The organism is Streptomyces indicus, assembly GCF_900100315.1.
Lineage (GTDB): Bacteria > Actinomycetota > Actinomycetes > Streptomycetales > Streptomycetaceae > Streptomyces > Streptomyces indicus.
In genome coordinates, this window is record NZ_FNFF01000011.1 from 154,843 (window position 1) to 181,406 (window position 26,564).

The following is a 26,564-nucleotide window of genomic DNA, read 5'->3' on the forward strand; positions in this document are numbered from 1 at the left end:
GGGCTTCCGATCACGCGTGACTACGCGGGGTGAAGTTTTCGGGAACGGAAGGCAAGACGCGACGTGTCGGCACAACAGACCATCCACGTGGACGGAGAGTGGCGAAACGCCCTCGACGGATCCACGCGCGAGATCCTCGACCCCGCCGAGGCCCGCCCGTTCACCGTCGTCGCCGAGGGCGGCGCGGCCGACGCCGATGCGGCGATCGCCGCGGCGCGCCGCGCCTTCGACGAAGGCCCCTGGCCCACCACGCCCGTTGCGGAACGGGCCGCGCTGCTGCGGCGCGTGGCCGATCTCCTCGTACGCGACCGTGAAGCGCTCGGGCTCCTGGAGAGCCGGGACGCGGGCAAGACCGTCGAGGAGGGCCGGGTCGACGTGGACTGCGTGGCCGACGCCTTCCGCTACTTCGCCGACCTCGTGGTCGCCGAGGGCCCGGGGCGGATCGTCGACGCGGGCAGCGACACCGTGCACAGCACCGTCGTGCACGAGCCGGTCGGCGTCTGCGCGATGATCACGCCCTGGAACTACCCGCTCCTCCAGGCGAGTTGGAAGATCGCCCCGGCGCTCGCGGCGGGCAACACCTTCGTCGTCAAGCCGAGTGAGATCACCCCGCTGACGACGGTGGAGCTGATCCGCCTGCTCGAAGAGGCCGGTCTGCCGGCCGGTGTCGCGAACATCGTGACCGGCCCCGGCCACACCGTCGGCGCGCGCTTCGCCGAGCATCCCGACGTGGACCTCATCTCGTTCACCGGCGGACTCGTCAGCGGTACGAAGGTGGCCGAGGCGGCCGCGCGGACCGTCAAGAAGGTCGCGCTCGAACTCGGCGGAAAGAACCCGAACGTGGTCTTCGCCGACGCCTGCGCGACGGACGAAGCCTTCGACACAGCCGTGGACCAGGCCCTCAACGCCGCGTTCATCCACAGCGGTCAGGTCTGCTCGGCCGGCGGACGCCTCATCGTCGAGGAGCCGGTGCGCGAGCGCTTCGTCGCCGAACTCGCCCGCCGCGCCGGGCAGATCAGGCTCGGCCGCGGCACCGGCGAGGGCGTCGAGTGCGGACCCCTCGTATCGCGGCAGCAGTTGGAGAAGACCGAGGCGTACGTGGCCTCCGCCCTGGCGGAGGGAGCGGTCCTGCGCTCCGGCGGCAAGCGTCCCGCGCCGAGCGAACTCCGGCCCGCCGAGGGGTACTTCTACGAGCCCACCGTCCTCGACAGGTGCCACCGGGGCATGCGGGTCGTGCGCGAGGAGGTCTTCGGACCCGTCCTCACCGTCGAGACCTTCACCACGGAGGCCGAGGCCCTGGAGCTCGCCAACGACACCGAGTACGGACTCGCGGGCGCCGTATGGACCAGCGACACCGCCAAGGCCCGGCGCATGGCCCGCCGGATGCGGCACGGCACCGTCTGGATCAACGACTTCCACCCGTATCTGCCGCAGGCGGAGTGGGGCGGCTTCGGCAAGTCCGGCGTCGGGCGCGAGCTCGGCCCGTCGGGTCTGGCCGAGTACCGCGAGACCAAGCACATCTACCAGAACCTGGACCCGCGGCCGGTCCGCTGGTTCGCGGGCTGACCACCCGCGAGGCCGCACGGGAGCACCGCCTCCCGCGCGGCACCGGGCGCCACCTCCCGTGCGAACAGCGCCACTTCCGTGCGGGGGAGCACCACCTCCCATTACGCGACGCACTTTTGCACCACCACGAAGGGGAACAAGCACATGCCTCAGTACGACTATGTAGTCGTCGGGGGCGGCACCGCAGGCTCGGTGATCGCCTCCCGGCTGACGGAGGACCCCTCGGTCACGGTCGCCGTGATCGAGGGCGGCCCGAGCGACGTGGGGCGTGACGATGTCCTCACCCTGCGCCGCTGGATGGGCCTGCTCGGCGGCGAACTCGACTACGACTACCCGACGACCGAGCAGCCGCGCGGCAACTCGCACATCCGGCACAGCCGCGCGCGCGTGCTCGGCGGCTGCTCCAGTCACAACACCCTGATCGCGTTCAAGCCGCTGCCCTCCGACTGGGACGAGTGGGCGGAGCGCGGGGCCGAGGGCTGGGACGCGGCGTCCATGGAGCCGTACTTCGGCAAGCTCCTCAACAACATCGTGGCGGTGGACGAGAAGGACCGGAACGCCATCGCCCGCGACTTCGTGGACGCCGCGCAGGCGGCCCTCGGGGTGCCGCGCGTCGAGGGCTTCAACAAGCGGCCCTTCGACGAGGGCGTGGGCTTCTTCGACCTCGCCTACCACCCGGAGGACAACAAGCGCTCCAGCGCCTCGGTCGCGTATCTGCACCCGGTGATGGACGAGCGCCCCAACCTCACGCTGCTGCTGGAGACTTGGGCGTACCGCCTGGAGCTGGACGGCTCCCGGGCGCGCGGCGTGCACGTCCGCACGAAGGACGGCGAGGAGGTGTACGTCGAGGCCGCGCGCGAGGTGATCGTGTGCGCCGGCGCCGTGGACACCCCGCGGCTGCTGCTGCACTCCGGGATAGGCCCGCGCGAGCAGCTCGAAGCGCTCGGCATACCCGTGGTGCACGACCTGCCGGGCGTCGGCGAGAACCTGCTCGACCACCCCGAGTCCGTGATCGTCTGGGAGACGCACGGACCGATCCCCGAGAACTCGGCGATGGACTCGGACGCGGGCCTCTTCGTGCGCAGGGACCCGGAGTTCGAGGGCCCGGACCTGATGTTCCACTTCTACCAGATACCGTTCACGGACAACCCGGAGCGGATCGGCTACGAGCGGCCCCCGCACGGCGTCTCCATGACGCCCAACATCCCCAAGCCCAAGAGCCGCGGCCGGCTGTACCTGACCAGCAAGGACCCCGAGGTCAAGCCGGCCCTCGACTTCCGGTACTTCACCGACGAGGACGACTACGACGGGCGCACCCTCGTCGACGGCATCAAGCTCGCCCGCGAGATCGCCCGGACCGAACCGCTCGCCTCCTGGCTCAAGCGCGAGGTCGCCCCGGGCCCCGAGGTCACCGGCGACGAGGAGCTGAGCGCGTACGCACGCCAGGTCGCCCACACCGTGTACCACCCCGCGGGTACCTGCCGAATGGGTGCCTCCGCTGATGAACTTGCCGTAGTGTCCCCGGACTTGACGGTCCGCGGCCTCACCGGCATCCGGATCGCCGACGCGTCCGTCTTCCCGACGATGCCCGCGGTCAACCCGATGATCGGGGTCCTGATGGTGGGCGAGAAATGCGCCGAGCTGCTGACCGGGAGTGATGCCTGATGACCGCCGTCACCGAGAGCGCGAAGACCGGCCCCGCACCGTCCGGCCCCGTCTTCGCCGTACGCGACCTGTGGAAGGTGTTCGGACCGCGCGCCGCCCGCGTCCCGGGCAACCCCGAGTACGCGGGCCTGAGCGCCGCCGAACTGCGGGAGAGGACCGGCTGCACCGCCGCCGTGCGCGACGTCAGCTTCGACGTGCAGCGCGGCGAGGTGTTCGTCGTGATGGGCCTGTCCGGATCCGGCAAGTCCACCCTCGTACGGACGTTGACCCGCCTGATCGAGCCGACCTCCGGCTCCATCGCCATCGACGGTGAGGACGTCCTCGCCATGGACAAGAACCGGCTGCGCGCCCTGCGCCGCCACCGCGCCGCGATGGTCTTCCAGAACTTCGGCCTCCTGCCGCACCGCACCGTCCTCGACAACGTCGCCTACGGCCTGGAGATCCAGGGCGTCGGCAAGGCGGAGCGCCGCGCCAAGGCGCAGACGGTGGTCGAGAAGGTCGGCCTCGCCGGCCTGGAGCAGCGCCGCCCCGGCCAGCTCTCCGGCGGCCAGCAGCAGCGCGTCGGGCTCGCCCGCGCGCTCGCCGTCGACCCCGAAGTCCTGCTCTTCGACGAGCCGTTCAGCGCCCTCGACCCGCTGATCCGCCGCGACATGCAGGAGGAGGTCATCCGCCTGCACCGCGAAGAGGGCCGCACCATGGTCTTCATCACGCACGACCTCAGCGAGGCGCTGCGGCTCGGCGACCGCATCATGCTGATGCGTGACGGCGGCATCGTGCAGCTGGGCACGCCCGAGGAGATCGTGGCCAACCCCGCCGACGACTACGTACGGGACTTCGTCCGCGACGTGGCCCGCGAACAGGTCATCTCCGTGCGCCGGGCCATGCGCCCCGCCGACGGCGAGGAGGCCACCTCGGGACCGGCCATCACCCCCGACACCCTCGTCGTCGACGCCATCGAGGCCGTCGCCCGCAGCGGCGAGCACTGCCGCGTCGTCGAGGAGGGCCGCACCCTCGGCGTCGTCGACGAGTCGCAACTACTCGCCGTGGTCGCCGGGTTGGACGGCGACGCGGGGGAGCAGCAGGGCAAGGCGGTGGCCGCCGTATGAGCCGCCCTGCCAGTACGGGGAGGGCGGCCGCATGACCGCACCGACCCTCGACCGCCCCCTGAAGACCGAGACCCCGGGCGCCCCGCAGCCGCCCGGCGCCCTGGCCCGCGCCGCGGCCCACCCCAAGGCCGTCCTCCTGGTCCTCGCCCTGCTCGTCGCGGTGGTCTCCGCTGCCGTGGCCGGCAGCGGCGCCTGGCCCGCCGACCTGACCGTCGACATCCGCACCCCGTTGCAGGACTTCAACGAGTGGCTGGTCGACAACCGCACCACCCACCCGCTGTTCCTGTACTTCCTGCTGCACATCTCCAACACCGCCGAATCCGCCGTCGACGGGGTCGCGAGCGCCCTCGAAGCGCTCGGCTTCATCGGAGTGACGGTGACCGCCGTGCTCCTGGCCTGGTACGCGGGCGGGGCCGGGCTGCGCCGGCGCGCCCTGGTCACCGGCGCCACGGCCTTCGGCACCTTCGCCGTCATCGGTGTGCTCGGCATGTGGGAGTACGCGATGGAGACGCTCGCCCTGATGGTGGTGTGCGTGGCCGTCGCCGCCGTCATCGGCGCGCTGCTCGGCCTGCTCGCCGGGCTCTCGGACCGCGCCGAACGCATGCTGCGGCCGGTGTTCGACACCATGCAGGTGCTGCCGGCGTTCTCGTATCTGCTGCCGTTCGTGCTGATCTTCGGCATCGCCGTGCCCTCGGCCTTCGTGGCCACGGTCATCTACGCCGTACCGCCCATGGCCCGGCTCACCGCACTGGGTCTGCGCGGCGCCGACCCGGCCGCGCTCGAGGCCTCCGCCTCGCTCGGCGCGAACGCCTGGCAGCGGCTGTGGACGGCCCGGCTGCCGCTGGCCCGCAAGCAGATGCTGCTCGGCCTCAACCAGACGATCATGATGAGCCTGTCGATGGTCGTGCTGGCCACGCTCGTCGGCACCGCAGGCCTCGGCGAGCCCATCTACAAGGCCCTGCAGATCATCGACGTCGGCCAGGCGCTGCCGCCCGGCATCGCGATCGTCCTGATCGCCATCTGGCTCGACCGCACCACGGCCGCCGCCGGTGAGCGCCTCGACGACCCCGACGAGGGGGTGCGTCCGGCGCCTGCGGCCTGGCTGCTGCGGGCCGTGGTCGTGGCGGGCGTGGCCGCGGCCGCCGTCGCCGGCTCGGCGCTCGGACGCAAGGAGTGGCCCGACACCTGGGTGGTGTCCATCGCCGACCCCGTCAACGACGTGGCGAACTGGATCGAACGCGAGCTGTCCTCCGGCATCCCCGTCCTCGGCGGCACGCAGACCTGGGCCGACGGCTTCTCGGAGTTCGTGCTCAACCCGCTGCGCAGCGCCCTGGTCGGCACCCCCTGGTGGGCGCTCGTCCTGGTCGCCGGCGTCCTCGCGTACACCGTGGGCCGGCTGCGCGCGACCGTCACGGTGGTCCTGGCGCTCGGCGTCATCGGCGCCCTCGGCCTGTGGACCCGCTCCATGGACACCCTGTCCCAGGTGATCGCGGCCCTCGCGCTGACCCTGCTCATCGGCTTCGCGATCGGTGTGCTCGCCGCCCGTGTGGCCTGGGTGGAGCGGCTGATCAGGCCCGTCCTCGACACGCTGCAGACCATGCCGCAGTTCGTCTATCTGATCCCGATGATCGCGCTGTTCACCGGCGGCCGGTTCGCCGGCGTGGTGGCCTCGGTGCTCTACGCGCTGCCGGCCGTCATCCGCATCACCGCCCAGGGCATCCGCCAGATCGACCCCTCCGCCCTCGAAGCGGCCCGCTCGCTCGGCGCCTCCACGGGCCAGCAACTGCGTCAGGTCCAGCTCCCGTTGGCCCGGCCCGCGCTGCTGCTCGCCGTGAACCAGGGCGTCGTCCTGGTCCTGTCGATGGTGGTCATCGCCGGGATGATCGGCGGCGGCGCGCTCGGTGTCGACGTGGTCAAGGGCCTCACCAAGGGCGATCTGCCGCTCGGCCTCACGGCCGGCATCGCGATCGTCTGCCTCGGTGTGCTGCTCGACCGCATCACCCAGCCGCAGGCCGTACGCCGCCGCCGCACCGCGCGCTGACCCGCGCCCGCGCCCCCTTTCCTTCTCAACTCCCTGCCTAGCAAAGGAACTCTTCCCTCATGAAGCCCAGCAGTACGAAGCGGATCCGCCTCTCCCTCGTCGCCGGTGCCGGCGCCCTCGGCATGCTCGCCCTCAGCGCCTGCGGCGCCGCCGAGACCGGCAAGAGCGGCGGCTCGGACGAGGTCACGATCACCGTCCCGTCGTGGGTCGGCGCCCAGGCCAACGCCGAGGTCGCCAAGGTGATCCTCGAAGAGGAGCTGGACGTCAAGAAGGTCAACCTCAAGACGATGGACGAGCCCATCGCCTGGGACGCCCTCAACTCCGGTGAGGCGGACGCGATCCTGGAGGACTGGGACGGCCAGCCCGAGAAGCAGAAGCTCTACATCGACCAGAAGAAGTCCGTGGTCAAGGGCGGCGACCTGGGCGTGACCGGCCACATCGGCTGGTTCGTGCCGAAGTACTACGCGGACGCGCACCCCGAGGTGCTCGACTACAAGACGATCAACAAGGTCGCGAAGGACTTCAAGTCCTCGGAGTCCGAGGGCAAGGGCGAGTTCCTCGGCGCGGCGCCCTCGTACACCACGTACGACGAATGGCTGATCAAGAACCACAAGCTGGACTTCAAGATCAAGGAGACGGGCGCCGAGGCGGCCCAGATCAAGGAGATCCAGCAGAAGTACAAGAACAAGGAGCCGTTCATCACCTACTGGTGGGAACCGCAGTGGCTCAACGCCGACATCGAGCTGGTCGAGGTCAAGCTGCCGGAGTTCACCGAGGGCTGCAACGAGCCCAAGGAGAAGACCGAGTGCGGTTACGCCAACACCCCGCTGCAGAAGTACTTCAACGCCGACTTCGCGAAGAAGGGCGGCGACGCGGTCGAGTTCCTGAAGAACTTCAAGTGGACCAACGAGCAGCAGAACGAGGTCTCGAAGTGGATCGCCAAGGACAAGATGTCCGGCGAGGAGGCCGCGAAGAAGTGGGTGAAGGAGAACAAGGAGACGTGGGAGGCGTGGCTGCCGAAGAAGTAGCCGGCCGCCTGTGACGTGACGGGGTGGGGCACCTCTGGTGCCCCACCCCGCGTCCCCTCCCCATGGACGCGGCGCGTCGTCAGTCGGTCTTCGGCCGGTGCGCCGTCGACCCCGGCGTGTAGTGCCCCGCCACCATGCGCGTCGAGACCGCGATCCGGTTCCACGCGTTGATCACCGTGATCACCGCGAGCAGCGAGGACAGCTCCGCCTCGTCGAAGTGCTTGGCGGCCTTCTCCCAGACCTCGTCCGGCACGAAACCGTCCGTCAGGACCGTGACGGCCTCCGCCAGCTCCAGCGCGGCCGCCTCCTTCTCGGTGTAGAAGTGCCGCGACTCCTCCCAGGCGCTCAGCTGGATGATCCGCTCGGGGGTCTCGCCGGCGGCCAGCGCGTCCTTGCTGTGCATGTCGATGCAGAAGGCGCAGTGGTTCAGCTGCGAGGCGCGGATCTTCACCAGCTCCGCGATCACCGGGTCGAGGCCCTGCCGCGAGGCGCCGTCGACCTTGATCATCGCCTTGTAGAACTCCGGCAGGTGCTGCCCGAGGTTGAGGCGGGGCGTGTGCTCAGGTGCGTATTCAGTGCTCATGGCGACCACGCTACGGCGCACTGGCCCGGCCGGTATGGTCCATTTCCATGGTGAATTCCTGGGCCAATCTGGGTGTGGACCTGCACCTCGACGTGGGCCGCTCCGGCGTCCGCAAGGGACTCACGGACGCCCTGCGCGACGCCGTCCGCACCGGCCGGCTCACCCCCGGCACCCGCCTGCCGTCCTCGCGCTCCCTCGCCGCCGACCTGGGCATCGCCCGCAACACCGTCGCCGACGCCTACGCCGACCTCGTCGCCGAGGGCTGGCTCACCGCGCGCCAGGGCTCCGGCACCCGCGTCGCACCGCGCACCGTACCGGCGCCACAGACCCCGCGCCCCGCCCCGCGCCGCGCCCCCAAGGTCAGATACGGCCTGCACCCCGGCTCCCCGGACGTCAGCGCCTTTCCCCGTACGGAATGGGCCAAAGCCGCCCGCCGCGCCCTGCTCGACGCGCCCAACGACGCCTTCGACTATGGCGACCCGCGCGGCCGCCTCGAACTGCGCACCGCGCTCGCCGACTACCTTGCGCGGGCCCGCGGCGTCCACGCCGAACCCGACCGCATCCTCGTCACCGCCGGCTTCGTCGGCGCACTCCCGCTCCTGGCCCGCGCCCTGCGCGCCCGCGGCGCCACCACGGTCGCGGTCGAGTCCTACGGACTGGCCCACCACTGGTCCCGCTTCACCGACGAGGGCCTCGCCCTCGCGCCCCTGCCCGTGGACGAACGCGGCACGGTCACCGACGGCCTGGGCTCCGCGGGCGCGCTCCTGGTCACCCCGGCCCACCAGTTCCCGCTCGGCAACCCGCTCGCCTCCGAGCGCCGCGCCCAGGCCGTCGACTGGGCCCGCCGCACCGGCGGGGTGATCCTGGAGGACGACTACGACGGCGAGTTCCGCTACGACCGCCAGGCCGTCGGCGCCCTCCAGGGCCTCGACCCCGACCGCGTCGTCTACTGCGGCACGGTCAGCAAATCCCTCGCCCCCGCACTCCGGCTCGGCTGGCTGGTGCTGCCCGCCGATCTCGCCGCCCTGGCCGCGCGCACCAAGGGCGTCTCGGAGTGGCAGTGCAGCGCCGTCGACCAGCTCACGCTCGCGCAGTTCCTCACCTCGGGCGCGTACGACCACCACGTACGGGCCATGCGTCTGAAGTACCGCCGCCGGCGCGACGAACTCGTCACGGCCCTCGCCGCGCACGCCCCGCACGTCAAGGTCAGCGGCATCGCGGCCGGACTGCACGCGGTGCTCGAACTCCCGCCGGGCACCGAGCAGTCGGCGCTGCGCACGGCCGCGTACCACGGCATCCGCGTCCAGGGCCTGCACTTCTTCCGCCACCCGGACGCCACGACCCCGCCCCGCGACGGCTTGGTCGTCGGCTACGGCACCCCGCCGGACCACGCGTGGGCGGGGGCGCTGGCGGCGTTGTGCGAGGTGCTGTCGGCGTTGTGAGGTGTCCGGCGCGGTTCTGGCGCGGTCGTCAAATTCCGTTGCGGGCGCGCCAATTGACTCCCGGCGGCAACAGATAAGATCACGTGCTTCCGCCCATCCCCCCAACGCCTGGAGCGTCCCATGCCCCCCACACCCCCCTTCTCGCGCCGCAGCCTGATACGCACCGGAGCGGGCGCCTCGCTCGCCGCGCTCGGGCTCGGACTCGGCGCGCAGAGCGCCGCGGCCGACGTCCCCGTCACCCAGCGCTTCGACCTCACGCAGCCCTCGTACGACCTGTTCCGCTCGGCGGACCTGCACGGCCCCCGGGTCCAGCAGAGCTTCGCCTTCGACTGGGTGAACAAGTTCCTGTACGTCGCCACCAAGCGCGACGGCAGTCCCGAGTCCGCGGGCGACCTGTGCATCAACAAGCTCGACTTCCACGGCAATTACCTCGCCTACATGCACCTCAACGGCTTCGGCCACGGGGTCGCCTTCGCCGCACTGCCGGACGGCTCCGGCACCGAGCTGTGGGTCGAGTGCGCCGCGAACAGCAACGGGTACGGCACCGCGCTCGCCCCGATCCGCTTCACCGCGGGCCAGACCCTCGGCTCGCCCGCCGCCTCCGCCGCGTACCGGCCCATCTCCGGCGCCAGTGAGTACACCTGCTCCGTGGACCCGGTGTACCGGCGCATGATCGTGCGCTACCACACGAGCTCCGGCAAGCGCATCCGCGTCTACCCGCTCTCCGCCTTCGAGAACCGGAGTTGGGGCACCCCGCTCGCCGACTTCGCCCAGCCGTCGATCTCCGGCACGGCCCAGGGCTACGCCCTCTACGGCTCGTACATGTACTTCCAGACCGGCAATGCCTACCCGGGCGACGGCACCCCCACCGGCGACGGCAACACGTACCTCACCAGCATCGACATCAACACCGGCACCGTGAAGCAGGGCCCCGTCCTCACCAAGGCCGGCTCCACGCTGCACTTCCGCGAGCCGGAGGGCCTCGCGGTCTACCGCACCGACGCGGGCGAGGCCCGGCTCTTCATCGGCTTCGCGACCGGGGTGGAGGGGGACCGGCGGTCGAGCATCTTCTACAAGAACGCGTTGATCTGAGGCATCGAGGGCGCCCGAGTCGTAGGGAGAAGTCCCCGGCGGGCTGTGGCAGTTCAGGCCGGACAGCTCAGCCGTGGCAGTTCAGGCCGAGCGGTTCAGGCCAGACAGCTCAGGCCGCCGGGGCCTCTCCGGCCGAGCTCTCCGCCACCGGCGCCTCCCCGAACCGTGCCAGCGCGAGTGCACCCGCCACGGCCACCGCGAAGCCGAGGAGGGCCAGCCAGCCCAGGCCCTCGCGGGTCTCGTCGCCCAGCCAGAGGACGCCGACCAGCGCGGGGGCGATCGTCTCGCCGAGGACGAGGCCCGCGGTCGCCGTCGGGACCGAGCCGCGTTGCAGCGCCGAGGTCAGGAGCAGGAAGGCGCCGCCGCCGCCGATCAGGAGGGCGTACGTGGCGGGGTTGGTGAGCAGGTCCGTCAGGGCGTACTCGTCGATCAGGCGCACCGCCACCTGGACCACGCCGAAGCCGAGCCCCGCGCCGAGTCCCAGCACGAGCGCGCGGGGCTTGTCGGGGAGGCGTCCGCCCGCCGCGCCCACGAGGAGGAGGGCGACGGAGGCGGCGAGCAGCACCCACTTCAGCGCGTCCGAACCGGACTCGTGGCCCTCCGCGCCGGCCGCAAGCCCCACCATCGCAAGTCCCGCGCACACCACGGCGATCGCCGTCCACTCCGCCCGGCTCAGGCGGATGTGCAGCAGGCGCGTGGCGATCACCGCGGTCACGGCGAGCGAGCCGGCGAGGGCTGCCCCCACGGCGTAGATCGGAATGTGCTTGAGCGCCACGATCTGCAGCAGGAACCCGAGCCCGTCCAGCGCGAGCCCCGCCAGATAGCGCCACTGCTTCAGGACCCGCATCAGCAGCCCCGGATCCACGCCGGACCCGGTGCCGGGCGCGATGGCCCGGGTGGCGACGGCCTGGAGCACGGAGGCCGCACCGAAACAGACCGCGGACGCGAGGGCGCAAATCATCCCAATGAGCACGAAACGACTCTAGGGGGCCGGTGGCCGCCCGGGGGTGTTCCGGTGGCGGCGCGCGCGGCTGACTAAGCTGCCTGCGTTCCACACGGTCGACAGGGGGAGTGGACACATGGCAGCGGGTGCAGGGCCGCGGCGGATGCGGTCGAGCACGGTGATCCTCGGCGGCATGGGCGTCCTCGCCACCGCCCTCGCGGCCTGCGGCAGCGATCCGGACAAGCGCTGCGTGGACCGCGACGACTACACCTTCGACGGCTACAAGATCGTCGACTCCAAGTACTGCGGCAGCTCCTCCTCGGCCAAGGGCAAGAAGCGCGGGAGCGGCAGCAAGAGCCGCGTCGACGGCGCCTGGTACTACGACGCCGAGACCGACCGCGGCCGCGCCGACTACGGCACCTTCAGCCGCTCCGAGGCCGTCGACCGCGGCGGCTTCGGCTGCGACGACTCGGGCTCCGGCGGCGGCTGAGCCCGTGGAACGCCGCACCACCGAACCCCGCCCCGGCTGGCAGGAGACAGTCGAGGAACAGGGCCTGATCTACCCGCTCACCCGCTACCCCGACGGCTCCCTGCGCCCCTACTGGGACGAGAGCGCCTACTACGTCTTCTCGCTCCCCGAGGTCGAGGCGCTCGAAGAGGTCGTCGAGGAACTGCACACCATGTGCCTGCGGGCCGCAGCCCACATCGTCGAGCAGGACCGTTTCGCCGACCTCGGCATCACCGACGAACGGGTGGCCGCGCGCGTCGCCGAGTCCTGGCACCGCCGCGCCGAACTCCCTTCCCTCTACGGCCGGTTCGACCTGCGCTACGACGGCACGGGCCCGGCCAAGCTCCTCGAATACAACGCGGACACCCCCACCTCCCTGGTGGAGGCCGCCAGCCCGCAGTGGTTCTGGATGGAGGAGCGCTTCCCCGGCGCCGACCAGTGGAACTCCCTGCACGAACGCCTCGTCGACGCCTGGAAGCGCCAGGCCCCGCTGCTGCCGCCCGGACCCGTCCACTTCGCGCACTCCGCGAGCGACCAGCTCGGCGAGGACCTCATGACGGTGGCGTATCTGCGCGAGACCGCCGAACAGGCAGGACTCGCCACCGAGGCGCTCAGCGTCGAACGGATCGGCTGGGACCGCCTTTCGGGCCGCTTCGTCGACGAACGCCTGAAGTTCATCCGCTCCTGCTTCAAGCTCTACCCGTGGGAGTGGCTGACCACCGACCGCTTCGCCCCGCACGTCCTCACCACGCTCGACAACGGCGGCGGCACCGGCACCACCCTGTGGATCGAACCCGCCTGGAAGATGCTCCTCTCCAACAAGGCGCTCCTCGCGGTCCTCTGGGAACTCTTCCCCGGCCACCCCAACCTGCTCCCCGCCTACCTCGACGGCCCCCGCGAACTGGCCGAAGGACCCGGCTACGTGGCCAAGCCGCTGCTCGGCCGCGAGGGCGCCGGAGTCACGGTCCACCGGCCAGGCGAACCCGCCGCCGTACACGAAGACGCCTGCTGCTACCAGGAGTTGGCCCCGCTGCCCGCCTTCGACGGCAACCACGTCGTGCTCGGTGCGTGGGTGGTCGAGAACGAGGCAGCAGGGCTCGGCATCCGCGAATCCTCCGGCCTGGTCACGGACGAATACGCGCGCTTCCTGCCGCACGTGATCCTCTGACGTCTCCTGTACGGAGATACGAGGGCTATGCCTCCGTACCCAGCACGGCCCGCAGCTGATCGAGCCCCCAGTCCAGGTCCTCCTTCGAGATCACCAGCGGCGGCGCGATCCGGATCGTCGACCCGTGCGTGTCCTTGACCAGCACGCCCCGCTCCATCAGCTTCTCGGAGATCTCCCGGCCCGTCCCGTACGACGGATCGATGTCGACCCCGGCCCACAGCCCGCGCCCGCGCACCTCGCGCACGGCCCCGCCCCCGACAAGCAGCCCCAGCTCACGGTGCAGATGCTCACCGAGCTCCGTCGCCTTCTCCTGGTACTCACCGGTCTCCAGCATCGCGATGACCTCGAGCGCCACCGCGCACGCCAGCGGATTCCCGCCGAACGTCGACCCGTGCTCGCCCGGCCGGTACACCCCGAGCACCTCACGCGACGCCACCACGGCGGACACCGGTACGACCCCGCCGCCCAGCGCCTTGCCGAGCACGTACATGTCCGGCACGACGTCCTCGTGCTCACACGCGAAGGTCTTGCCGGTCCGCCCGAGCCCCGACTGGATCTCATCCGCGATGAACAGAACATTCCGCTCACGCGTCAGCTCCCGCACCCCCGCCAGATAATCGGCCGGCGGCACGAGCACCCCCGCCTCGCCCTGGATCGGCTCGATCAGCACGGCCACCGTCTCGTCCGTGACGGCCTCGCGCAGCGCGTCGAGATCCCCGTACGGAACGATCTCGAACCCCGGCGTGTACGGCCCGAAGTCCGCCCGCGCTTCGGGGTCCGTGGAGAAGCTCACGATGGTGGTGGTCCGGCCGTGGAAGTTGTCGGCCGCGACCACGATCTTCGCCTGCCCGTCCGGCACGCCCTTGACCCGGTACCCCCACTTCCGGGCGGTCTTCACGGCGGTCTCGACGGCCTCCGCGCCCGTGTTCATCGGCAGCACCATGTCCTTGCCGCACAGCGCGGCAAGACGCGTACAGAACTCGGCGAACCGGTCGTGGTGGAACGCGCGCGACGTCAGCGTCACCCGCTCCAGCTGCGCCTTCGCCGCGTCGATGAGACGCCGGTTGCCGTGCCCGAAGTTCAGCGCCGAGTACCCGGCCAGCATGTCCAGATAGCGCCGCCCCTCCACGTCCGTCATCCACGCCCCTTCGGCCGTGGCGACCACGACGGGCAGCGGATGGTAGTTGTGCGCGCTGTGCGCGTCGGCGGAGGCGATCAAAGCTTGCGTGCGGGATTCCGTCATCGACACGGGGTCTCCGTTCATCGTGCGGCCGGGGCTGGGTGGTGTCGCCCACGTTCCTATCTTGACGATTTCTCGCCCCCTCTATGCGTGAGGGCGATTCCCTTCAGCTCGCGTGGGCGGGCTTTCGGGCTTCACGCATCCGCCTCCGGCCGGTGGCCGGGACTCGCGTCCGGGGGACGCTGCGCGTGCTGTTGGTGACCGTGCCGCCCGTCCGGCGGGCACGGGCCTCGATCTCCACCGAGGCGTTGTGGTCGGCGTCGTCCTCGTGTCCGCAGTGGACGCAGGCGAACAACCGGCCGCATCCCTGACGGGATGCGGGGTCGACCTTTCCGCAGGCGGCGCAGGTCTGGGAGGTGTGGAACGGCGGGACCGCGACCAGCGCGGAGCCGTACAGGCGGGTCTTGTACTCCAGCTGACGGCGTCGCTCCCCGGGGATGTTGTCGAGGATGGACCGGTTGAGCCCCGCCTTCTGGCGGACCCTTTTGCCCGGGTGCTCGACCGTGCCTCTGGCGGACTTCGTCATGTTCTTCACGCGCAGGTCCTCGATACCGACCATGCCGTGGCTTTTGGCGAGGCCGGTGGTGAGTTTGTGCGTGTGATCCAGGCGGCGGTTCGCCTGCCGGGTCCTGAGCTTGGCGATCTGGGAGATGGTGCGGCGCAGACGCGCCCCGTACTTGCCTCCGTTGTGCTTTTTCGCGTATGTGACCTGGCGGGCCTTCTTCTGCTCCAGGTGCTTGAGCCGCGACTTCTCAGTCTCGGTCAGGCTGGGTGGCATGAGGCGGGGTGAGGCCTCGGTGGAGACGTACGCTGAGGCGGCGACACCGAAATCCACACCACACGAGGGCATCTCGTTCGGCGGCTCGGGCTTGATTCCGGTGTGGACGCCGAAGGAGACGTGCCAGCCGTTGCCGTCCCGGGAAACGGTGGCGTTGCGGATGGTCCCGCCGATCGCACGCGACAGACGAAACCGCATCCACCCCAGCTTGGGCAGCCGGACCTCGGCCCAGTGTCGGTTGAGTTTGCGGACCTCGACGCGCTGTCCCTTGAACGGGATGGACAGCCGGTGACCGCGCCTCTTCCGGGCAGGGAAGGCGGCCGGATGGTCCGGGTTCCAGAAGTTGTCGTACGCCCGGTCAAGGTGACTGAGGACCATCTGCCCGCACTCGGACGGCAGGTCGGCCAGCCAATCGATCTCGCCCCGGCCGATGGCCAGTTGCTTGCACTGCTCCGCGGAACGCAGCGTGTATCGACGCTGCTCATACAGGTAGACCCGCTGTTCCAAAGCCACGTTCCACAGGGCACGCACGGTGTGTCCCCACCCGGTCAGGATCTTGTCCTGCTCCTCGGTGGGGTACGCACGGTACTTGCGCCCCATGTCCGCCTTCATACCCCAACCGTAACGACTGGTTACAACCGACATGAGCGAAATCGGTATAACCGCGCACCGCGCCTTCGCGATACCCGTGCTCGCTCCCCGCCTCCTGCTCGGCCGATTACCGTGCACCGGGACATCCCGCCTGAATTCCGGGCCCGGGTCGAACTCCTCCCTGCGTATACGACTTCAAGGTGGCTCGCCGGGAGCCGGGGGCGGTCAGGTGATGACGAGCCGCTGTTTTCCGTCGATGAGCTCCCGGACAGCGTCGAGGTGCCCGGCGTGGGTCGCGGTCTCGGTGATGACGTGCAGGACGACTTCACGGAGGTTGTCGTAGCGCCAGCCGTCGAAGAAGTGTGGCCACCAGCGCAGGGGTGCGTCCGGGGCGGTGCCGGCGAGTATCGCATCGGAGAGCCCGCTCTCCTTGCGGTACAGGGCGAAAATCTCCTGCGCCGACTTCTCCGGCGCAGGATCCCAAGCGTCGTCCTCGGAGCTCAGGATCTCTTCGATGGCGGCCCGTTCGCCCGCCGCGACGGCGCGGAACCAGAACTTCTCGTCGTCCAGGGCGAGATGGTGCACGAGGCCCAGGCAGGTCCAGCCGGACGGTAGCACCGGGCGCCGAAGCGCTTCGTCATCGAGACCCTCGAGAGTGTCCAGGACATGCTTGCGCTTGTCGTTCAGGACGCCCAGCAGCGTCATCATCTCGGTGTCGGACACTACTTAGCGACCTCCCAGACGTGGCCCGACGGGTCGGCGAAGGTGGCGGTCCGGATGCCCCAGGGCCGGTCCTGGGGGCCGTTGAGGAGCCTCACCCCGCATTCCGCGAGTTTCTCGCAGACTGCGTCCACATCCTCCACCTCGATCGTGATCTGGAAGCGCGCTCCGGCCTCGGGCCCCGCGACCTTCGAGGGCTCGACCAACTCACCGGCCTGGGAGGACTTCAGCAGGTTCACGAAGGCGTTGCCGAAGTCGAAAACGACCGAGTCCGCGTCCTCGAAGACCGCCTTCAGGCCGAAGACGTCCTCGTAGAACTTCTTCGTCTCCACCAGATCTTCGATGAACAACGTGACGGGTCCGATGCCCTTGAACCAGGGCTCCATCGCTGCGCCTCTCCCTTGAACGAGATTTCGAAAGATATGGACGCCCACACCGTATGCGGCAGCGGTGACAACCAGGGTCCGCTGCGGAGGCAGCCCCTTTCCTTCCCTGCCGATCACCGCGAACTCGGACAGCCCGCCTGAGTGCCGGGCCCTGGGTATCAGGGCGGCTGAGACGCGTGCCCCCGACCTGGAGCAAGATCATCGGTTGCTCGCATCGCGGACGAGGAAACCTCGCCCGGACACCTGCCGGTAAGGTGACGAGTGGGCCGTGACTGGCGCGCTGAGATGGGATCAACCATCGGGGAGCGGCTCATGAACTGTGTGCCGTGCGCCTGGGCCGAACCGAGTACGACGAACCTGTACGCATCGTCTTCGTCCGGAGGTCCACCACCATGACCGAGCCGTCCGCCGCCTCCACCGCCGCGGCCTCCTCCGCCTTCAACAGCGCCCTCGACGTGATCCGCGCCGTCGAGCCGCGCGTGGCCGACGCCATCGGGCAGGAGCTCACCGACCAGCGCGAGATGCTCAAGCTGATCGCCTCCGAGAACTACGCGTCCCCGGCCACGCTGCTCGCCATGGGCAACTGGTTCAGCGACAAGTACGCCGAGGGCACCGTCGGCCGCCGCTTCTACGCCGGCTGCCGCAACGTCGACACCGTCGAATCCCTCGCCGCCGAGCACGCCCGCGAACTCTTCGGCGCCCAGCACGCCTACGCCCAGCCGCACTCGGGGATCGACGCCAACCTGGTCGCCTTCTGGTCCGTGCTCGCCGACCGCGTGGAGGCCCCCGCGCTGGAGCGTGCGGGTGCCCGCCAGGTCAACGACCTCACGGACGCCGACTGGGCCGAGCTGCGCCAGGCCTTCGGCAACCAGCGCATGCTCGGCATGTCCCTGGACGCGGGCGGCCACCTGACGCACGGCTTCCGGCCGAACATCTCAGGAAAGATGTTCGATCAGCGTTCGTACGGCACCGACCCCGCCACCGGCCTCCTCGACTACGAGGCCCTGCGCAAGACGGCCCGTGACTTCAAGCCGCTGATCATCGTCGCCGGGTACTCCGCCTACCCCCGTCTCGTGAACTTCCGCATCATGCGCGAGATCGCCGACGAGGTCGGTGCCACGCTCATGGTCGACATGGCGCACTTCGCCGGGCTCGTCGCCGGCAAGGTGCTCACGGGTGACTTCGACCCGGTGCCGCACGCGCAGATCGTCACGACCACCACGCACAAGTCGCTGCGTGGCCCGCGCGGCGGCATGGTGCTGTGCGACGACTCGCTCAAGGACCAGGTGGACCGCGGGTGCCCGATGGTGCTGGGCGGCCCGCTGCCGCATGTGATGGCGGCCAAGGCGGTCGCGCTCGCCGAGGCCCGGCAGCCCTCCTTCCGTGACTACGCGCAGCGTGTGGTCGACAACTCCCGTGCCCTTGCCGAGGGGTTGATGCGCCGCGGTGCCACGCTGGTGACGGGCGGCACGGACAACCACCTCAACCTGATCGACGTCGCTTCGTCGTACGGCCTCACCGGCCGGCAGGCCGAGTCGGCGCTGCTGGACTCCGGTGTGGTCACGAACCGCAACGCGATCCCGGCCGACCCGAACGGCGCCTGGTACACCTCCGGCATCCGCATCGGCACCCCCGCCCTGACCACGCGCGGTCTGGGCACGGCCGAGATGGACGAGATCGCGGGCCTGATCGACACGGTGCTGAAGGCCGCCGAGCCGGGCACGACGAAGTCGGGTGCCGCGTCGAAGGCCCAGCACGTCCTTGACGAGAAGGTCTCGGACGAGGTGGCCCGCCGCGCCACGGATCTGCTGTCCGGCTTCCCGCTCTACCCGGGGATCGACCTCACCTGAGCCGGTGTGCCGCGGGGGTGCTCTTCCTTCGGGCGGGGCACCTCCGCGTCACCGGTCGATCAGCTCCCCGCGCGGCCCTTCCTCGCGGGCGAGTGCCCTGGCCTCCTTGGCCTCCCTCAACCTCGCGGGCAGGGCGGGCAGTCGGCGGGCCATCGGGCGGATGCCGAGGACCAGGGCGGCGCCGGCGGCTATGCCCGGCAGGGCCCACCACCAGCCGGTGGTGGCCGTGGGGGAGGCGGTGGTGGTGGGCCGGGCGTCCGGGGTGGCGGCCGGTCCCGCGCCTGCGGGCTCGGTCTCGCCGGGCGCCGGGGTGAGGGGTTCCGTGGCCTCGCCCGCCGCGGACGACGCGTCGAAGAGGCCGAGCCGGTCGAGGAGTGCGTTCAGTTCGCCGGGCTGCTTCGCCAGGTGCCAGACGCCCTTGCTGAGGTCGGGAGCCATGCCCTCGTGGTCGACGACCGTGTGGATCCAGACCTTGTAGTCGCTGGTGCCGGGCAGCATCGCGTAGACCCGGTCCACGCGCCACGGCTGCGTGTCGTGGATCATCCACGTGACATTGACCATCTGGCCGTCCATCAGCGTCTCCATGGGCGGGGCTTTGTCCCCGGCGATGTCGCGGCCGACCAGCAGCAGCTGCTCCAGCTCCCGGTAGGTCTCTTCCTGGCCGTAGAGCGCCGCGGCCCGCGCGTTCGTCGGTGAGGCGAGCAGCACGCTCGTGGGGCCGCCCGCCGTGGCGCCCGGCGCTCCCAGCAGGACCAGGGCGAGTCCGGCCACGAGTGCGCCGAGCGCGGTCGCCAACTTCCGTACCGTACGCATGCGTTCCCCCAGAGCGTCCCGAGCGCGGCCTGTCCGCGCCGATTCACTTCTGGTACACCGCCCGCCACCGCCGGGTTCCCCTTTTCCGCGGGCGATTTTCCGTACGGCGGCGGGGCGGTGGCGGGACGGCGGTGCGCGGCTGGTCACCGCGGGCAGGCGCCTACCTGTTCCGCGCGGCTGCCCACCGACGCACGCGAGGTCATTCCACCGACGCGCGTGAGGTCATTCCACCGAGGCCGCGACCTCCAGCGCCCGGTCCCGCAGATCGATCCCCTCGAGCCGCAGGGTCAAAGGGGTGCCGGTGTCCGTCTTCTCCCACAGGAGGGTCGGGCCGGCCGAGCGCACGGTCGTCGAGTACGGATTCCGGGCCGCGTCGAGCAGGTCGATCCGCAGCTTGTGCGGCTCGTCGAACCAGAGCCCTTCGCCGGAGCCGCGCACCGTCACCGGCTCGTACGGGACGCGCGTGGTCTTCCAGAAGACCGGGTCGATCGTCGCCTTGAACTGGTCGAGCCGTATCACCGAACCGTCCGAGGCGCGCCAGCACAGCGAGAGCACCCGGCGGTCACCGGACACCGCGGCCGTGGGCCGCCCGCTCAACTGCCGTGGCAGCACGGCCTCGAAGCCCGCCTCGCGCTCCGCCTCCTCGACGGAAAGCCCCTGGCCGCAGCCCGGTACGGGGGAGGGCGGCGGGAGGGAGGCGGAGGGGTCGTGGCGGACCTCGACCCCGCCGAAGTCGAACCAGTCCGCGACGGCCGCGCGCACCGGAGGGGTCAGGACCGCGACGATCAGGAGACCGGTCAGCGCCGCCGCGGTCCGCGCGCGCCGCACACGGAGCCAGCCGCGCAGCCGCTCGCGGCGGCTGGGCGGCTGGGCGACCGGGGTCGGCACCTGCTCGGCGACGATCTGTGCCAGCACCCGCTCGGCCATCGTCCGTCCGTCGACCCCGGGCAGGGTCATCCGGCCCTGGAGCAGCCGCAGCTCCTCCTCGACGCGCCTTCGCCTGGCCTCCTGGTCCTCACCCACTCCTCTCACCTCCCTCCGGGCGTATGGCGGGGACATCGTCCGCGGGCAGCAGCCTGCCCAGTTTCTTCAGGGCGCGGTTCAGCCGGGACTTCACGGTGCCACGCGGCCAGCCCAGCGTCTCGGCCGTCTCCGCCTCGTCCATCTCCAGCAGATAGCGGCAGGTGACGACGGCACGCTGGTCGTGGCTCAGCCGGCCGAGCGCGGTGTGCAGGGCGGTCCGCTGCTCCTGGGCGAGAGCCGCGAAGGCCGGGTCGGCCGCGTCCGGTATCCGCGGCTCGGCTCCGAGCAGCGCCGCCTCGCGTCCGACGAGCGCTCTGAGCCGGCCGGCCGAGCGCACTGTGTTCCTCGTCTCATTCACCACGATCTGAAGGAGCCAGGGCTTGAAGGCGGAGCCGTCCCGGAAGCGGCCGAGGGACTGGTAGGCCTTGAAGAAGGCCGCCTGTACGACGTCCTCGGCGTCGGCGCCCGCGCCGAAGGCGACCGCGGCGCGCAGTGCGACCGGGGTGTGGGCGCGCACCAGCTCCGCGTACGCCTCCGCCTCGCCGGCGCGCACCCGGGCGATCACCGAGCCCTCGTCGACGACGATGCGAGCCCCCTCCCGCGTTCTCACACCTTTGATACACCGGAAGCCCGAGATCGGTTCCGGTCGGGAGGCGATCAGTTTCACCGGCCCGCGCAGCCATGCGGCGCGGGTCCACACGGCCATGCGGCGCGGGCCCGCCCGGCCATGCGGCACGGCTCCGCACGAGCAGCAGCACGGGTCTGCGCAAGCACTTTCACGAGCCTGAGAGAATGGTCCGCATGGCCACTGACCGACCCCGCGTGCTCTCCGGAATCCAGCCCACGGCAGGCTCGTTCCACCTCGGCAACTACCTCGGCGCCGTGCGCCAGTGGGTTGCGCTGCAGGAGTCCCACGACGCCTTCTACATGGTCGTCGACCTGCATGCGATCACCGTGCCGCAGGACCCGAAGGAGCTGCGCGCCAACACCCGGCTCGCCGCGGCCCAGCTGCTCGCGGCCGGTCTCGACCCCGAGCGCTGCACCCTGTTCGTGCAGAGCCACGTGCCCGAGCACGCCCAGCTCGGCTGGGTCATGAACTGCCTCACGGGCTTCGGCGAGGCCTCCCGTATGACGCAGTTCAAGGACAAGTCGGCGAAGCAGGGCTCGGACCGCGCCACGGTCGGCCTGTTCACGTATCCGATCCTCCAGGTCGCGGACATCCTGCTGTACCAGGCCAACGAGGTGCCGGTCGGCGAGGACCAGCGGCAGCACATCGAGCTCACGCGCGACCTCGCGGAGCGGTTCAACGGCCGGTACGGGCAGACGTACACGGTGCCGAAGCCGTACATCCTCAAGGAGACGGCGAAGATCTTCGATCTCCAGGACCCGACGGCCAAGATGAGCAAGTCCACGGCCAACCCCAAGGGCCTGATCAATCTGCTCGACGACCCGAAGGCGACCGTCAAAAAGGTCAAGAGCGCGGTCACCGACACCGAGATGGAGATCCGCTTCGACCCGGAGGCCAAGCCCGGCGTCAGCAACCTCCTCACCATCTACTCCACCCTCACCGGCACCGGTATCGCGGAACTGGAGCAGAAGTACGCGGGCAAGGGCTACGGTGCGCTCAAGACGGATCTCGCCGAGGTCATGGCCGAGTTCGTGACCCCGTTCCGTACGCGTACGCAGGAGTACCTGGACGACCCGGAGACCCTGGACTCGATCCTCGCCAAGGGCGCGGAGAAGGCCCGTGCGGTCGCCGCGGAGACCCTCGCCACCACGTACGAGCGGATCGGGTTCCTGCCCGCCAAGCACTGAGCCGGGACCGCCCGACCCGCACACCGCCGGCGCCGCCCCGTGCCGCGCCGGCACCGATCGCAGGCCCCTGGCCAGGGACGGACCAAGGACCCTGGCCAGAAGCCCGGTGTGCGCGACACACTGGCAGCGCCTGCAGCACTGCCTCTGCAGAGCCGATCAAGGACCGAAGAAGGAGCACGACGTGGGGACCGTAACGCTCGGCGTTTCGATCGCGGTCCCGGAGCCCCATGGCAGCCTGCTCCAGGAGCGGCGCGCGGGCTTCGGCGACCCCGCGGCGCACGGTATCCCGACGCATGTCACGCTCCTGCCGCCGACCGAGGTCGACGCGGCGGACCTGCCGGCGATCGAGGCGCACCTCGCGGAGGTGGCCGCGGGCGGCCGGCCTTTCCCGATGCGTCTGTCCGGTACCGGAACGTTCCGCCCGCTCTCGCCCGTCGTCTTCGTCCAGGTGGTCGAGGGCGCCGAGGCCTGCACCTGGCTGCAGAAGCAGGTCCGTGACGCCTCGGGTCCGGTGGCGCGCGAGCTGCAGTTCCCGTACCACCCGCATGTGACCGTCGCACACGCCATCGACGAGGCGGCCATGGACCGCGCCTACGAGGAGCTGTCCTCCTACGAGGCGGAGTGGTCCTGCACCGGCTTCGCGCTCTACGAGCAGGGCGCGGACGGGGTCTGGCGCAAGCTGCGCGAGTTCCCCTTCGCAGGCCCCGCGGTGCCGCCGCAGGCCGCGGCGCCCGCCGACCACGGCACGCTGCCGGCCCGCTGAGCGGGATCGTGCGCAGACACGCCGGGGCCGTGGTCGCGCTGACCGGGCTGCTCGCCCTCGCAGGGTGCGGCGCCGGCGGCGGTACGCCGGACCCGAAAGCCAAGACCCCCGACAAAGCCCCCCTCACCTGGACGTTCGACCACATCGCCGAGGGCAGCGGGCGGATCACGGACCTCGCCGCGCTCGCACCGGACGACATCTGGGCAGTCGCCGCCGGGAACGCCGCGAGCGCGCCCGCCCGTCTGCTGCACTACGACGGCGGGCGCTGGCGGAGCGATCCCCTGCCCGAGGCCCTCGCCCGGACCCAGTACCCGCCCCGCCTCGAGCAGCTCGGCGAGGACACGGTGTGGCTGCGCACCGAGGCCGTGGAGACGAACCCCACCGGGAACGCCTGGCTGACCTGGGACGGCACCCGCTGGTCACCGGTCGCGAACCCGCCGACCGGCCTGGTCGGCGACATCGAGGCCACGGGGCCGGAGGACATCTGGGCGGTGGGCGCCGACCGCCGCAGCGTCCGGCACTGGGACGGCACCCGCTGGAGCAGCCACCGCGTCCCGCACACCGTCGAGGACCTGGCCGTGGCGGGACCGGACGACGTGTGGACGGCCGGCTACCGCACGACCGGCCCGGGCACCGAAGCCGTACACGGCGAGCCGTACGACCAGCCCGCCACCGCGCACTGGGACGGCGCCGCCTTCACCTCCGTCGAGACGCCGCAGTACCGCTTCCCCGACCCCGTACCACCGGAGCCGGGCGCGGGCCTGCAGATGCTCTTCGTGCGCGGCGACGGCGAGGTGCGCGCCTTCGGGACGCACAGCTACAACCACGGAGAGGTCGAGAACGAGCCGGGCGACGAGTCCGTGCGGCTGCGCTGGGACGGCACCCGCTGGAGGGACCTGCCGCCCGAGCAGGGCGGCTGCGCGGACCGCCCGCCGGTGCTCGACGAGGGCAAGGGCCTTGTCCTGGACGGCAATTGGTACGTCACCGACGCGGGCACCTGCGTGAAGATCAAGCGTGAGCGGCTGCCCGGATCGACCGGCGCGCGCGCCGGCTCGAAGCAGTCGCTGTGGCTGGAGTCGGTCCTGCGGGTGCCCGGCACCGACACGGTGATCGGCGCCGGACACGTGCAGGTCAACCAGTCGGGCGCCCCGTTCTCGGCGCCCGTGGTCGTACGGCTTGAGGGCAAGGCGTAAGAAGCCCGCCCCCGTCGCTCACACCGGCAGCCGCCCGCCCCCGTCGCTCACACCGGCAGCCGCCCGCCCCCGCTGCTCACACCGGCAACTTCCGGAACACCGGTCGCGGCACATGCCGCAGCGCCGACATCACCACGCGCAGCGCCCCCGGCACCCACACCGTCTCCGAACGTCGCCGCAGCCCCGCCTCGATCGCCTCGGCCACCGCCTCGGGGGTCGTGGCCAGCGGCGCCTCCTTCATACCGGCCGTCATCTTCGAGCGGACGAAGCCGGGCCGCACCACCATCACATGCACCCCGGTGCCGTGCAGCGCGTCCCCGAGCCCCTGCGCGAAGGCGTCGAGGCCGGCCTTCGAGGAGCCGTAGATGAAGTTGGCGCGGCGGGCCCGCTCGCCGGCCACCGAGGACAGCACGACCAGCGAGCCGTGCCCCTGCCGCTTCAGCGCGTTGGCGCAGATCAGCCCCGAGGAGACGGCGCCCGTGTAGTTGGTCTGCGCGACCCGTACCGCCGACAACGGCTCGTCCTCGTCGCGTTCCTGGTCGCCGAGCACCCCGAACGCCAGCAGCACCATGTCGATGTCGCCCTCGGTGAAGACCTTCCCGAGCACCTCCTCGTGCGACTCGGTGTCGAGCGCGTCGAACGCGACCGTGCGCGCGTCGGCGCCCAGGTCCCGCAGCTGCGCGGCCGCCGCTTCCAGCGCGGGCGAGGGCCGCCCCGCCAGCCACACGGTGCGGGTGCGGCGCGCGACCAGCCGGCGCGCGGTGGCCAGCGCGATCTCGGAGGTGCCGCCGAGCACCAGCAGGGACTGGGGGGTGCCGAACGCGTCCTTCATCGAAACTCCATCAGCAGTCGTACGAGGCCCAAGAGGCCAGCGGGATCAGAGGGAAAGCCGCCGCGACAGATCCGAGGTGAACACCCCGCGCGGATCGAGCTCTTCGCGCAGCGCGCGGAACTGGCCGAGCCGCGGGTACATCGACGCGAGCAGCTCCGGCCGCAGCCGTGAGTCCTTCGCGAGGTAGATCCGCCCGTCGGCCGCAGCGACCTCCTCGTCGAGCTCGTCGAGGAAGGAGCCGAGGCCGGGCAGGTTGGCCGGGATGTCCAGGGCGAGGGTCCAGCCGGGCATCGGGAAGGACAGCCAGCCGGGGTCGCCCTCGCCGAACCGCTTGAGCACGGCGAGGAAGGAGGGGCAGCCGCGCGTGGAGATCCGCTCGACGATCCGGCGCAGCGCCTCCTCCTTGCCGTATCCGAGGACGAACTGGTACTGCACGAAGCCGCTGCGGCCGTAGATCCGGTTCCAGTGCGGCACCCCGTCGAGCGGGTGGAAGAACGTGGAGATCTTCTGCAGTTCACCGCGGCGCGAGCGGGGCGCCTTGCGGTACCAGAGCTCGTTGAAGAGCCCCACGGTCGCCTTGCCGAGCAGCCCTTCGGGCACGAACGCGGGCGCCGCCGGGAGCTGTCCGGGCCGGAAGGCGAGGGGCGTGCGCCGGGCCCGTACCGGCAGTTGGTCGAGCGGCGCGTGGTCGCCGCGGGTCAGGACCGAGCGGCCCATCGCGGCGCCGCGCGCGAGCAGGTCGATCCACGCGACCGAGTAGCGGTAGTGGTGGTCGGTGGCGGTGAGGCGGGCCATCAAGTCGTCGAGGTCGGTGGCCCGTTCGGTGTCCACGGACATCAACGAGGTCTGTACGGGCAGCAGTTCGACCGTCGCCGAGAGGATCACGCCGGTCAGGCCCATGCCGCCCGCGGTGGCGTCGAAGAGCGGCTCGCCGCGCCGCACCGTACGGACCGAACCGTCGGCCGTGAGCAGGTCGAGGGCGGCGACATGGCGCGAGAACGACCCCGAGACATGGTGGTTCTTGCCGTGGATGTCGGCGCCGATCGCACCGCCCACCGTCACATAGCGGGTCCCGGGCGTCACCGGTACGAACCAGCCGAGCGGCAGCAGGACCTCCATCAGGCGGTGCAGGCTCACGCCCGCGTCGCACACCACCACGCCCGCCTCGGCGTCGATCGCGCGGATCCGGTCGAGCGCGGTCATGTCGAGGACGGCGCCCCCCGCGTTCTGCGCCGCGTCCCCGTACGCGCGACCGAGGCCGCGCGCGATGCCCCCGCGCGCGCCGCAGGAGCGGACGGCGTCCGCGGCCTCCTCGTACGAACGGGGGCGCACCACGCGGGCGGTGGTCGGGGCGGTGCGGCCCCAACCCGTGACGGAGACGGTCTCGGCCTCGGCTTCCTCGGCAAACATGGACGCGA

24 protein-coding genes and 1 riboswitch are annotated in these 26,564 nt (G+C 71.0%); of the genes, 13 read left to right on the forward strand and 11 right to left on the reverse strand.

Going from position 1 to position 26,564, the window contains the following annotated elements; all coding sequences use genetic code 11:
* The first annotated feature begins 63 nt into the window (after positions 1 to 63).
* From BLT97_RS25075 to BLT97_RS25095, 5 genes are all read left to right on the forward strand, one after another.
* Positions 64 to 1,566, forward strand: a complete 1,503-nt coding sequence (locus BLT97_RS25075; RefSeq protein ID WP_093613952.1) for an aldehyde dehydrogenase family protein — start codon at positions 64 to 66, stop codon at positions 1,564 to 1,566.
* Positions 1,567 to 1,710: 144 nt separating this feature from the next.
* A complete protein-coding gene (locus tag BLT97_RS25080; protein ID WP_093613954.1) occupies positions 1,711 to 3,231 on the forward strand; it encodes a GMC family oxidoreductase in 1,521 nt (506 codons plus the stop codon).
* Positions 3,231 to 4,337 (forward strand): quaternary amine ABC transporter ATP-binding protein, encoded by a 1,107-nt coding sequence (locus tag BLT97_RS25085; protein WP_093613956.1) that lies wholly within the window; start codon positions 3,231 to 3,233, stop codon positions 4,335 to 4,337. The genes BLT97_RS25080 and BLT97_RS25085 overlap by 1 nt, the downstream gene beginning before the upstream one ends.
* Before the next feature lie 31 nt (positions 4,338 to 4,368).
* Positions 4,369 to 6,378 carry an ABC transporter permease gene (locus BLT97_RS25090; protein ID WP_093613958.1) on the forward strand — a complete coding sequence of 670 codons (2,010 nt, stop codon included), beginning with the start codon at positions 4,369 to 4,371 and terminating at the stop codon, positions 6,376 to 6,378.
* 59 nt (positions 6,379 to 6,437) lie between these two features.
* Positions 6,438 to 7,406, forward strand: coding sequence for an ABC transporter substrate-binding protein (locus tag BLT97_RS25095; RefSeq protein ID WP_093613960.1), 969 nt, complete (start codon positions 6,438 to 6,440; stop codon positions 7,404 to 7,406).
* Positions 7,407 to 7,485: 79 nt separating this feature from the next.
* Here the strand turns inward: BLT97_RS25095 and BLT97_RS25100 are convergent, their stop codons facing one another.
* Positions 7,486 to 7,989, reverse strand: a complete 504-nt coding sequence (locus tag BLT97_RS25100; RefSeq protein ID WP_093614092.1) for a carboxymuconolactone decarboxylase family protein — start codon at positions 7,987 to 7,989, stop codon at positions 7,486 to 7,488.
* A 47-nt stretch (positions 7,990 to 8,036) separates the two neighbouring features.
* Between BLT97_RS25100 and pdxR the strand changes: the two genes are divergently transcribed.
* Both pdxR and BLT97_RS25110 read left to right on the forward strand, forming a co-directional pair.
* Positions 8,037 to 9,431, forward strand: a complete 1,395-nt coding sequence (gene pdxR, locus BLT97_RS25105; RefSeq protein WP_093613962.1) for a MocR-like pyridoxine biosynthesis transcription factor PdxR — start codon at positions 8,037 to 8,039, stop codon at positions 9,429 to 9,431.
* Between the two features lie 120 nt (positions 9,432 to 9,551).
* Positions 9,552 to 10,523 (forward strand): phage baseplate protein, encoded by a 972-nt coding sequence (locus tag BLT97_RS25110; RefSeq protein WP_093613964.1) that lies wholly within the window; start codon positions 9,552 to 9,554, stop codon positions 10,521 to 10,523.
* 109 nt (positions 10,524 to 10,632) lie between these two features.
* Here BLT97_RS25110 and BLT97_RS25115 read toward each other — a convergent pair whose 3' ends face one another.
* Positions 10,633 to 11,484, reverse strand: coding sequence for a hypothetical protein (locus BLT97_RS25115; RefSeq protein WP_093613966.1), 852 nt, complete (start codon positions 11,482 to 11,484; stop codon positions 10,633 to 10,635).
* A 118-nt stretch (positions 11,485 to 11,602) separates the two neighbouring features.
* Here BLT97_RS25115 and BLT97_RS25120 point away from each other — a divergent pair, with 118 nt between their 5' ends.
* Together BLT97_RS25120 and BLT97_RS25125 are read left to right on the forward strand one after the other, a co-directional pair.
* On the forward strand, positions 11,603 to 11,956 hold the full coding sequence (locus BLT97_RS25120) for a hypothetical protein (RefSeq protein WP_093613968.1): 354 nt from the start codon (positions 11,603 to 11,605) through the stop codon (positions 11,954 to 11,956).
* Between the two features lie 4 nt (positions 11,957 to 11,960).
* On the forward strand, positions 11,961 to 13,142 hold the full coding sequence (locus BLT97_RS25125) for a glutathionylspermidine synthase family protein (RefSeq protein ID WP_093613970.1): 1,182 nt from the start codon (positions 11,961 to 11,963) through the stop codon (positions 13,140 to 13,142).
* Positions 13,143 to 13,167: 25 nt separating this feature from the next.
* Here BLT97_RS25125 and rocD read toward each other — a convergent pair whose 3' ends face one another.
* The 4 genes from rocD to BLT97_RS25145 all read right to left on the reverse strand — a co-directional run bounded on the left by rocD (position 13,168) and on the right by BLT97_RS25145 (position 16,857).
* Positions 13,168 to 14,385 (reverse strand): ornithine--oxo-acid transaminase, encoded by a 1,218-nt coding sequence (gene rocD, locus BLT97_RS25130; RefSeq protein ID WP_093613972.1) that lies wholly within the window; start codon positions 14,383 to 14,385, stop codon positions 13,168 to 13,170.
* 103 nt (positions 14,386 to 14,488) lie between these two features.
* Positions 14,489 to 15,772, reverse strand: coding sequence for an RNA-guided endonuclease InsQ/TnpB family protein (locus BLT97_RS25135; protein ID WP_093613974.1), 1,284 nt, complete (start codon positions 15,770 to 15,772; stop codon positions 14,489 to 14,491).
* Positions 15,773 to 15,976: 204 nt separating this feature from the next.
* A complete protein-coding gene (locus BLT97_RS25140) occupies positions 15,977 to 16,474 on the reverse strand; it encodes a DinB family protein (RefSeq protein ID WP_245769529.1) in 498 nt (165 codons plus the stop codon).
* The gene (locus BLT97_RS25145; protein WP_093613976.1) at positions 16,474 to 16,857 is read right to left on the reverse strand and encodes a VOC family protein; all 384 of its coding nucleotides are present in this window, start codon (positions 16,855 to 16,857) and stop codon (positions 16,474 to 16,476) included. Before BLT97_RS25145 ends, BLT97_RS25140 begins: the two co-directional genes overlap by 1 nt.
* Positions 16,858 to 17,115: 258 nt before the next feature.
* Positions 17,116 to 17,202: riboswitch (ZMP/ZTP riboswitch) on the forward strand.
* Positions 17,203 to 17,249: 47 nt separating this feature from the next.
* On the opposite strand from BLT97_RS25145, the gene BLT97_RS25150 reads away from it, so the two are divergent.
* A complete protein-coding gene (locus tag BLT97_RS25150) occupies positions 17,250 to 18,707 on the forward strand; it encodes a glycine hydroxymethyltransferase (protein ID WP_093614096.1) in 1,458 nt (485 codons plus the stop codon).
* 48 nt (positions 18,708 to 18,755) lie between these two features.
* Here BLT97_RS25150 and BLT97_RS37995 read toward each other — a convergent pair whose 3' ends face one another.
* The 3 genes from BLT97_RS37995 to BLT97_RS25165 all read right to left on the reverse strand — a co-directional run bounded on the left by BLT97_RS37995 (position 18,756) and on the right by BLT97_RS25165 (position 21,153).
* Entirely contained in the window at positions 18,756 to 19,520 is a 765-nt protein-coding gene (locus BLT97_RS37995) for a hypothetical protein (protein ID WP_093613978.1), read from the reverse strand.
* A gap of 222 nt (positions 19,521 to 19,742) precedes the next feature.
* Positions 19,743 to 20,543: a hypothetical protein gene (locus tag BLT97_RS25160; RefSeq protein ID WP_245769530.1), complete on the reverse strand. Its 801-nt coding sequence runs from the start codon at positions 20,541 to 20,543 to the stop codon at positions 19,743 to 19,745.
* Positions 20,536 to 21,153 carry an RNA polymerase sigma factor gene (locus BLT97_RS25165; RefSeq protein ID WP_093614101.1) on the reverse strand — a complete coding sequence of 206 codons (618 nt, stop codon included), beginning with the start codon at positions 21,151 to 21,153 and terminating at the stop codon, positions 20,536 to 20,538. The genes BLT97_RS25160 and BLT97_RS25165 overlap by 8 nt, the downstream gene beginning before the upstream one ends.
* A gap of 191 nt (positions 21,154 to 21,344) precedes the next feature.
* Here BLT97_RS25165 and trpS point away from each other — a divergent pair, with 191 nt between their 5' ends.
* The 3 genes from trpS (at position 21,345) to BLT97_RS25180 (ending at position 24,314) form a co-directional block, all read left to right on the forward strand.
* A complete protein-coding gene (gene trpS / locus BLT97_RS25170; protein ID WP_093614103.1) occupies positions 21,345 to 22,358 on the forward strand; it encodes a tryptophan--tRNA ligase in 1,014 nt (337 codons plus the stop codon).
* A 181-nt stretch (positions 22,359 to 22,539) separates the two neighbouring features.
* Positions 22,540 to 23,121 carry a 2'-5' RNA ligase family protein gene (locus BLT97_RS25175; protein ID WP_093613980.1) on the forward strand — a complete coding sequence of 194 codons (582 nt, stop codon included), beginning with the start codon at positions 22,540 to 22,542 and terminating at the stop codon, positions 23,119 to 23,121.
* Between the two features lie 8 nt (positions 23,122 to 23,129).
* On the forward strand, positions 23,130 to 24,314 hold the full coding sequence (locus tag BLT97_RS25180; protein WP_143041383.1) for a hypothetical protein: 1,185 nt from the start codon (positions 23,130 to 23,132) through the stop codon (positions 24,312 to 24,314).
* A gap of 76 nt (positions 24,315 to 24,390) precedes the next feature.
* On the opposite strand, the gene dprE2 is transcribed toward BLT97_RS25180, so the two are convergent.
* A complete protein-coding gene (dprE2, locus tag BLT97_RS25185) occupies positions 24,391 to 25,146 on the reverse strand; it encodes a decaprenylphospho-beta-D-erythro-pentofuranosid-2-ulose 2-reductase (RefSeq protein ID WP_093613984.1) in 756 nt (251 codons plus the stop codon).
* Positions 25,147 to 25,191: 45 nt separating this feature from the next.
* Positions 25,192 to 26,556 carry a decaprenylphosphoryl-beta-D-ribose oxidase gene (dprE1, locus tag BLT97_RS25190; RefSeq protein ID WP_093613986.1) on the reverse strand — a complete coding sequence of 455 codons (1,365 nt, stop codon included), beginning with the start codon at positions 26,554 to 26,556 and terminating at the stop codon, positions 25,192 to 25,194.
* Between the last annotated feature and the right edge of the window lie 8 nt (positions 26,557 to 26,564).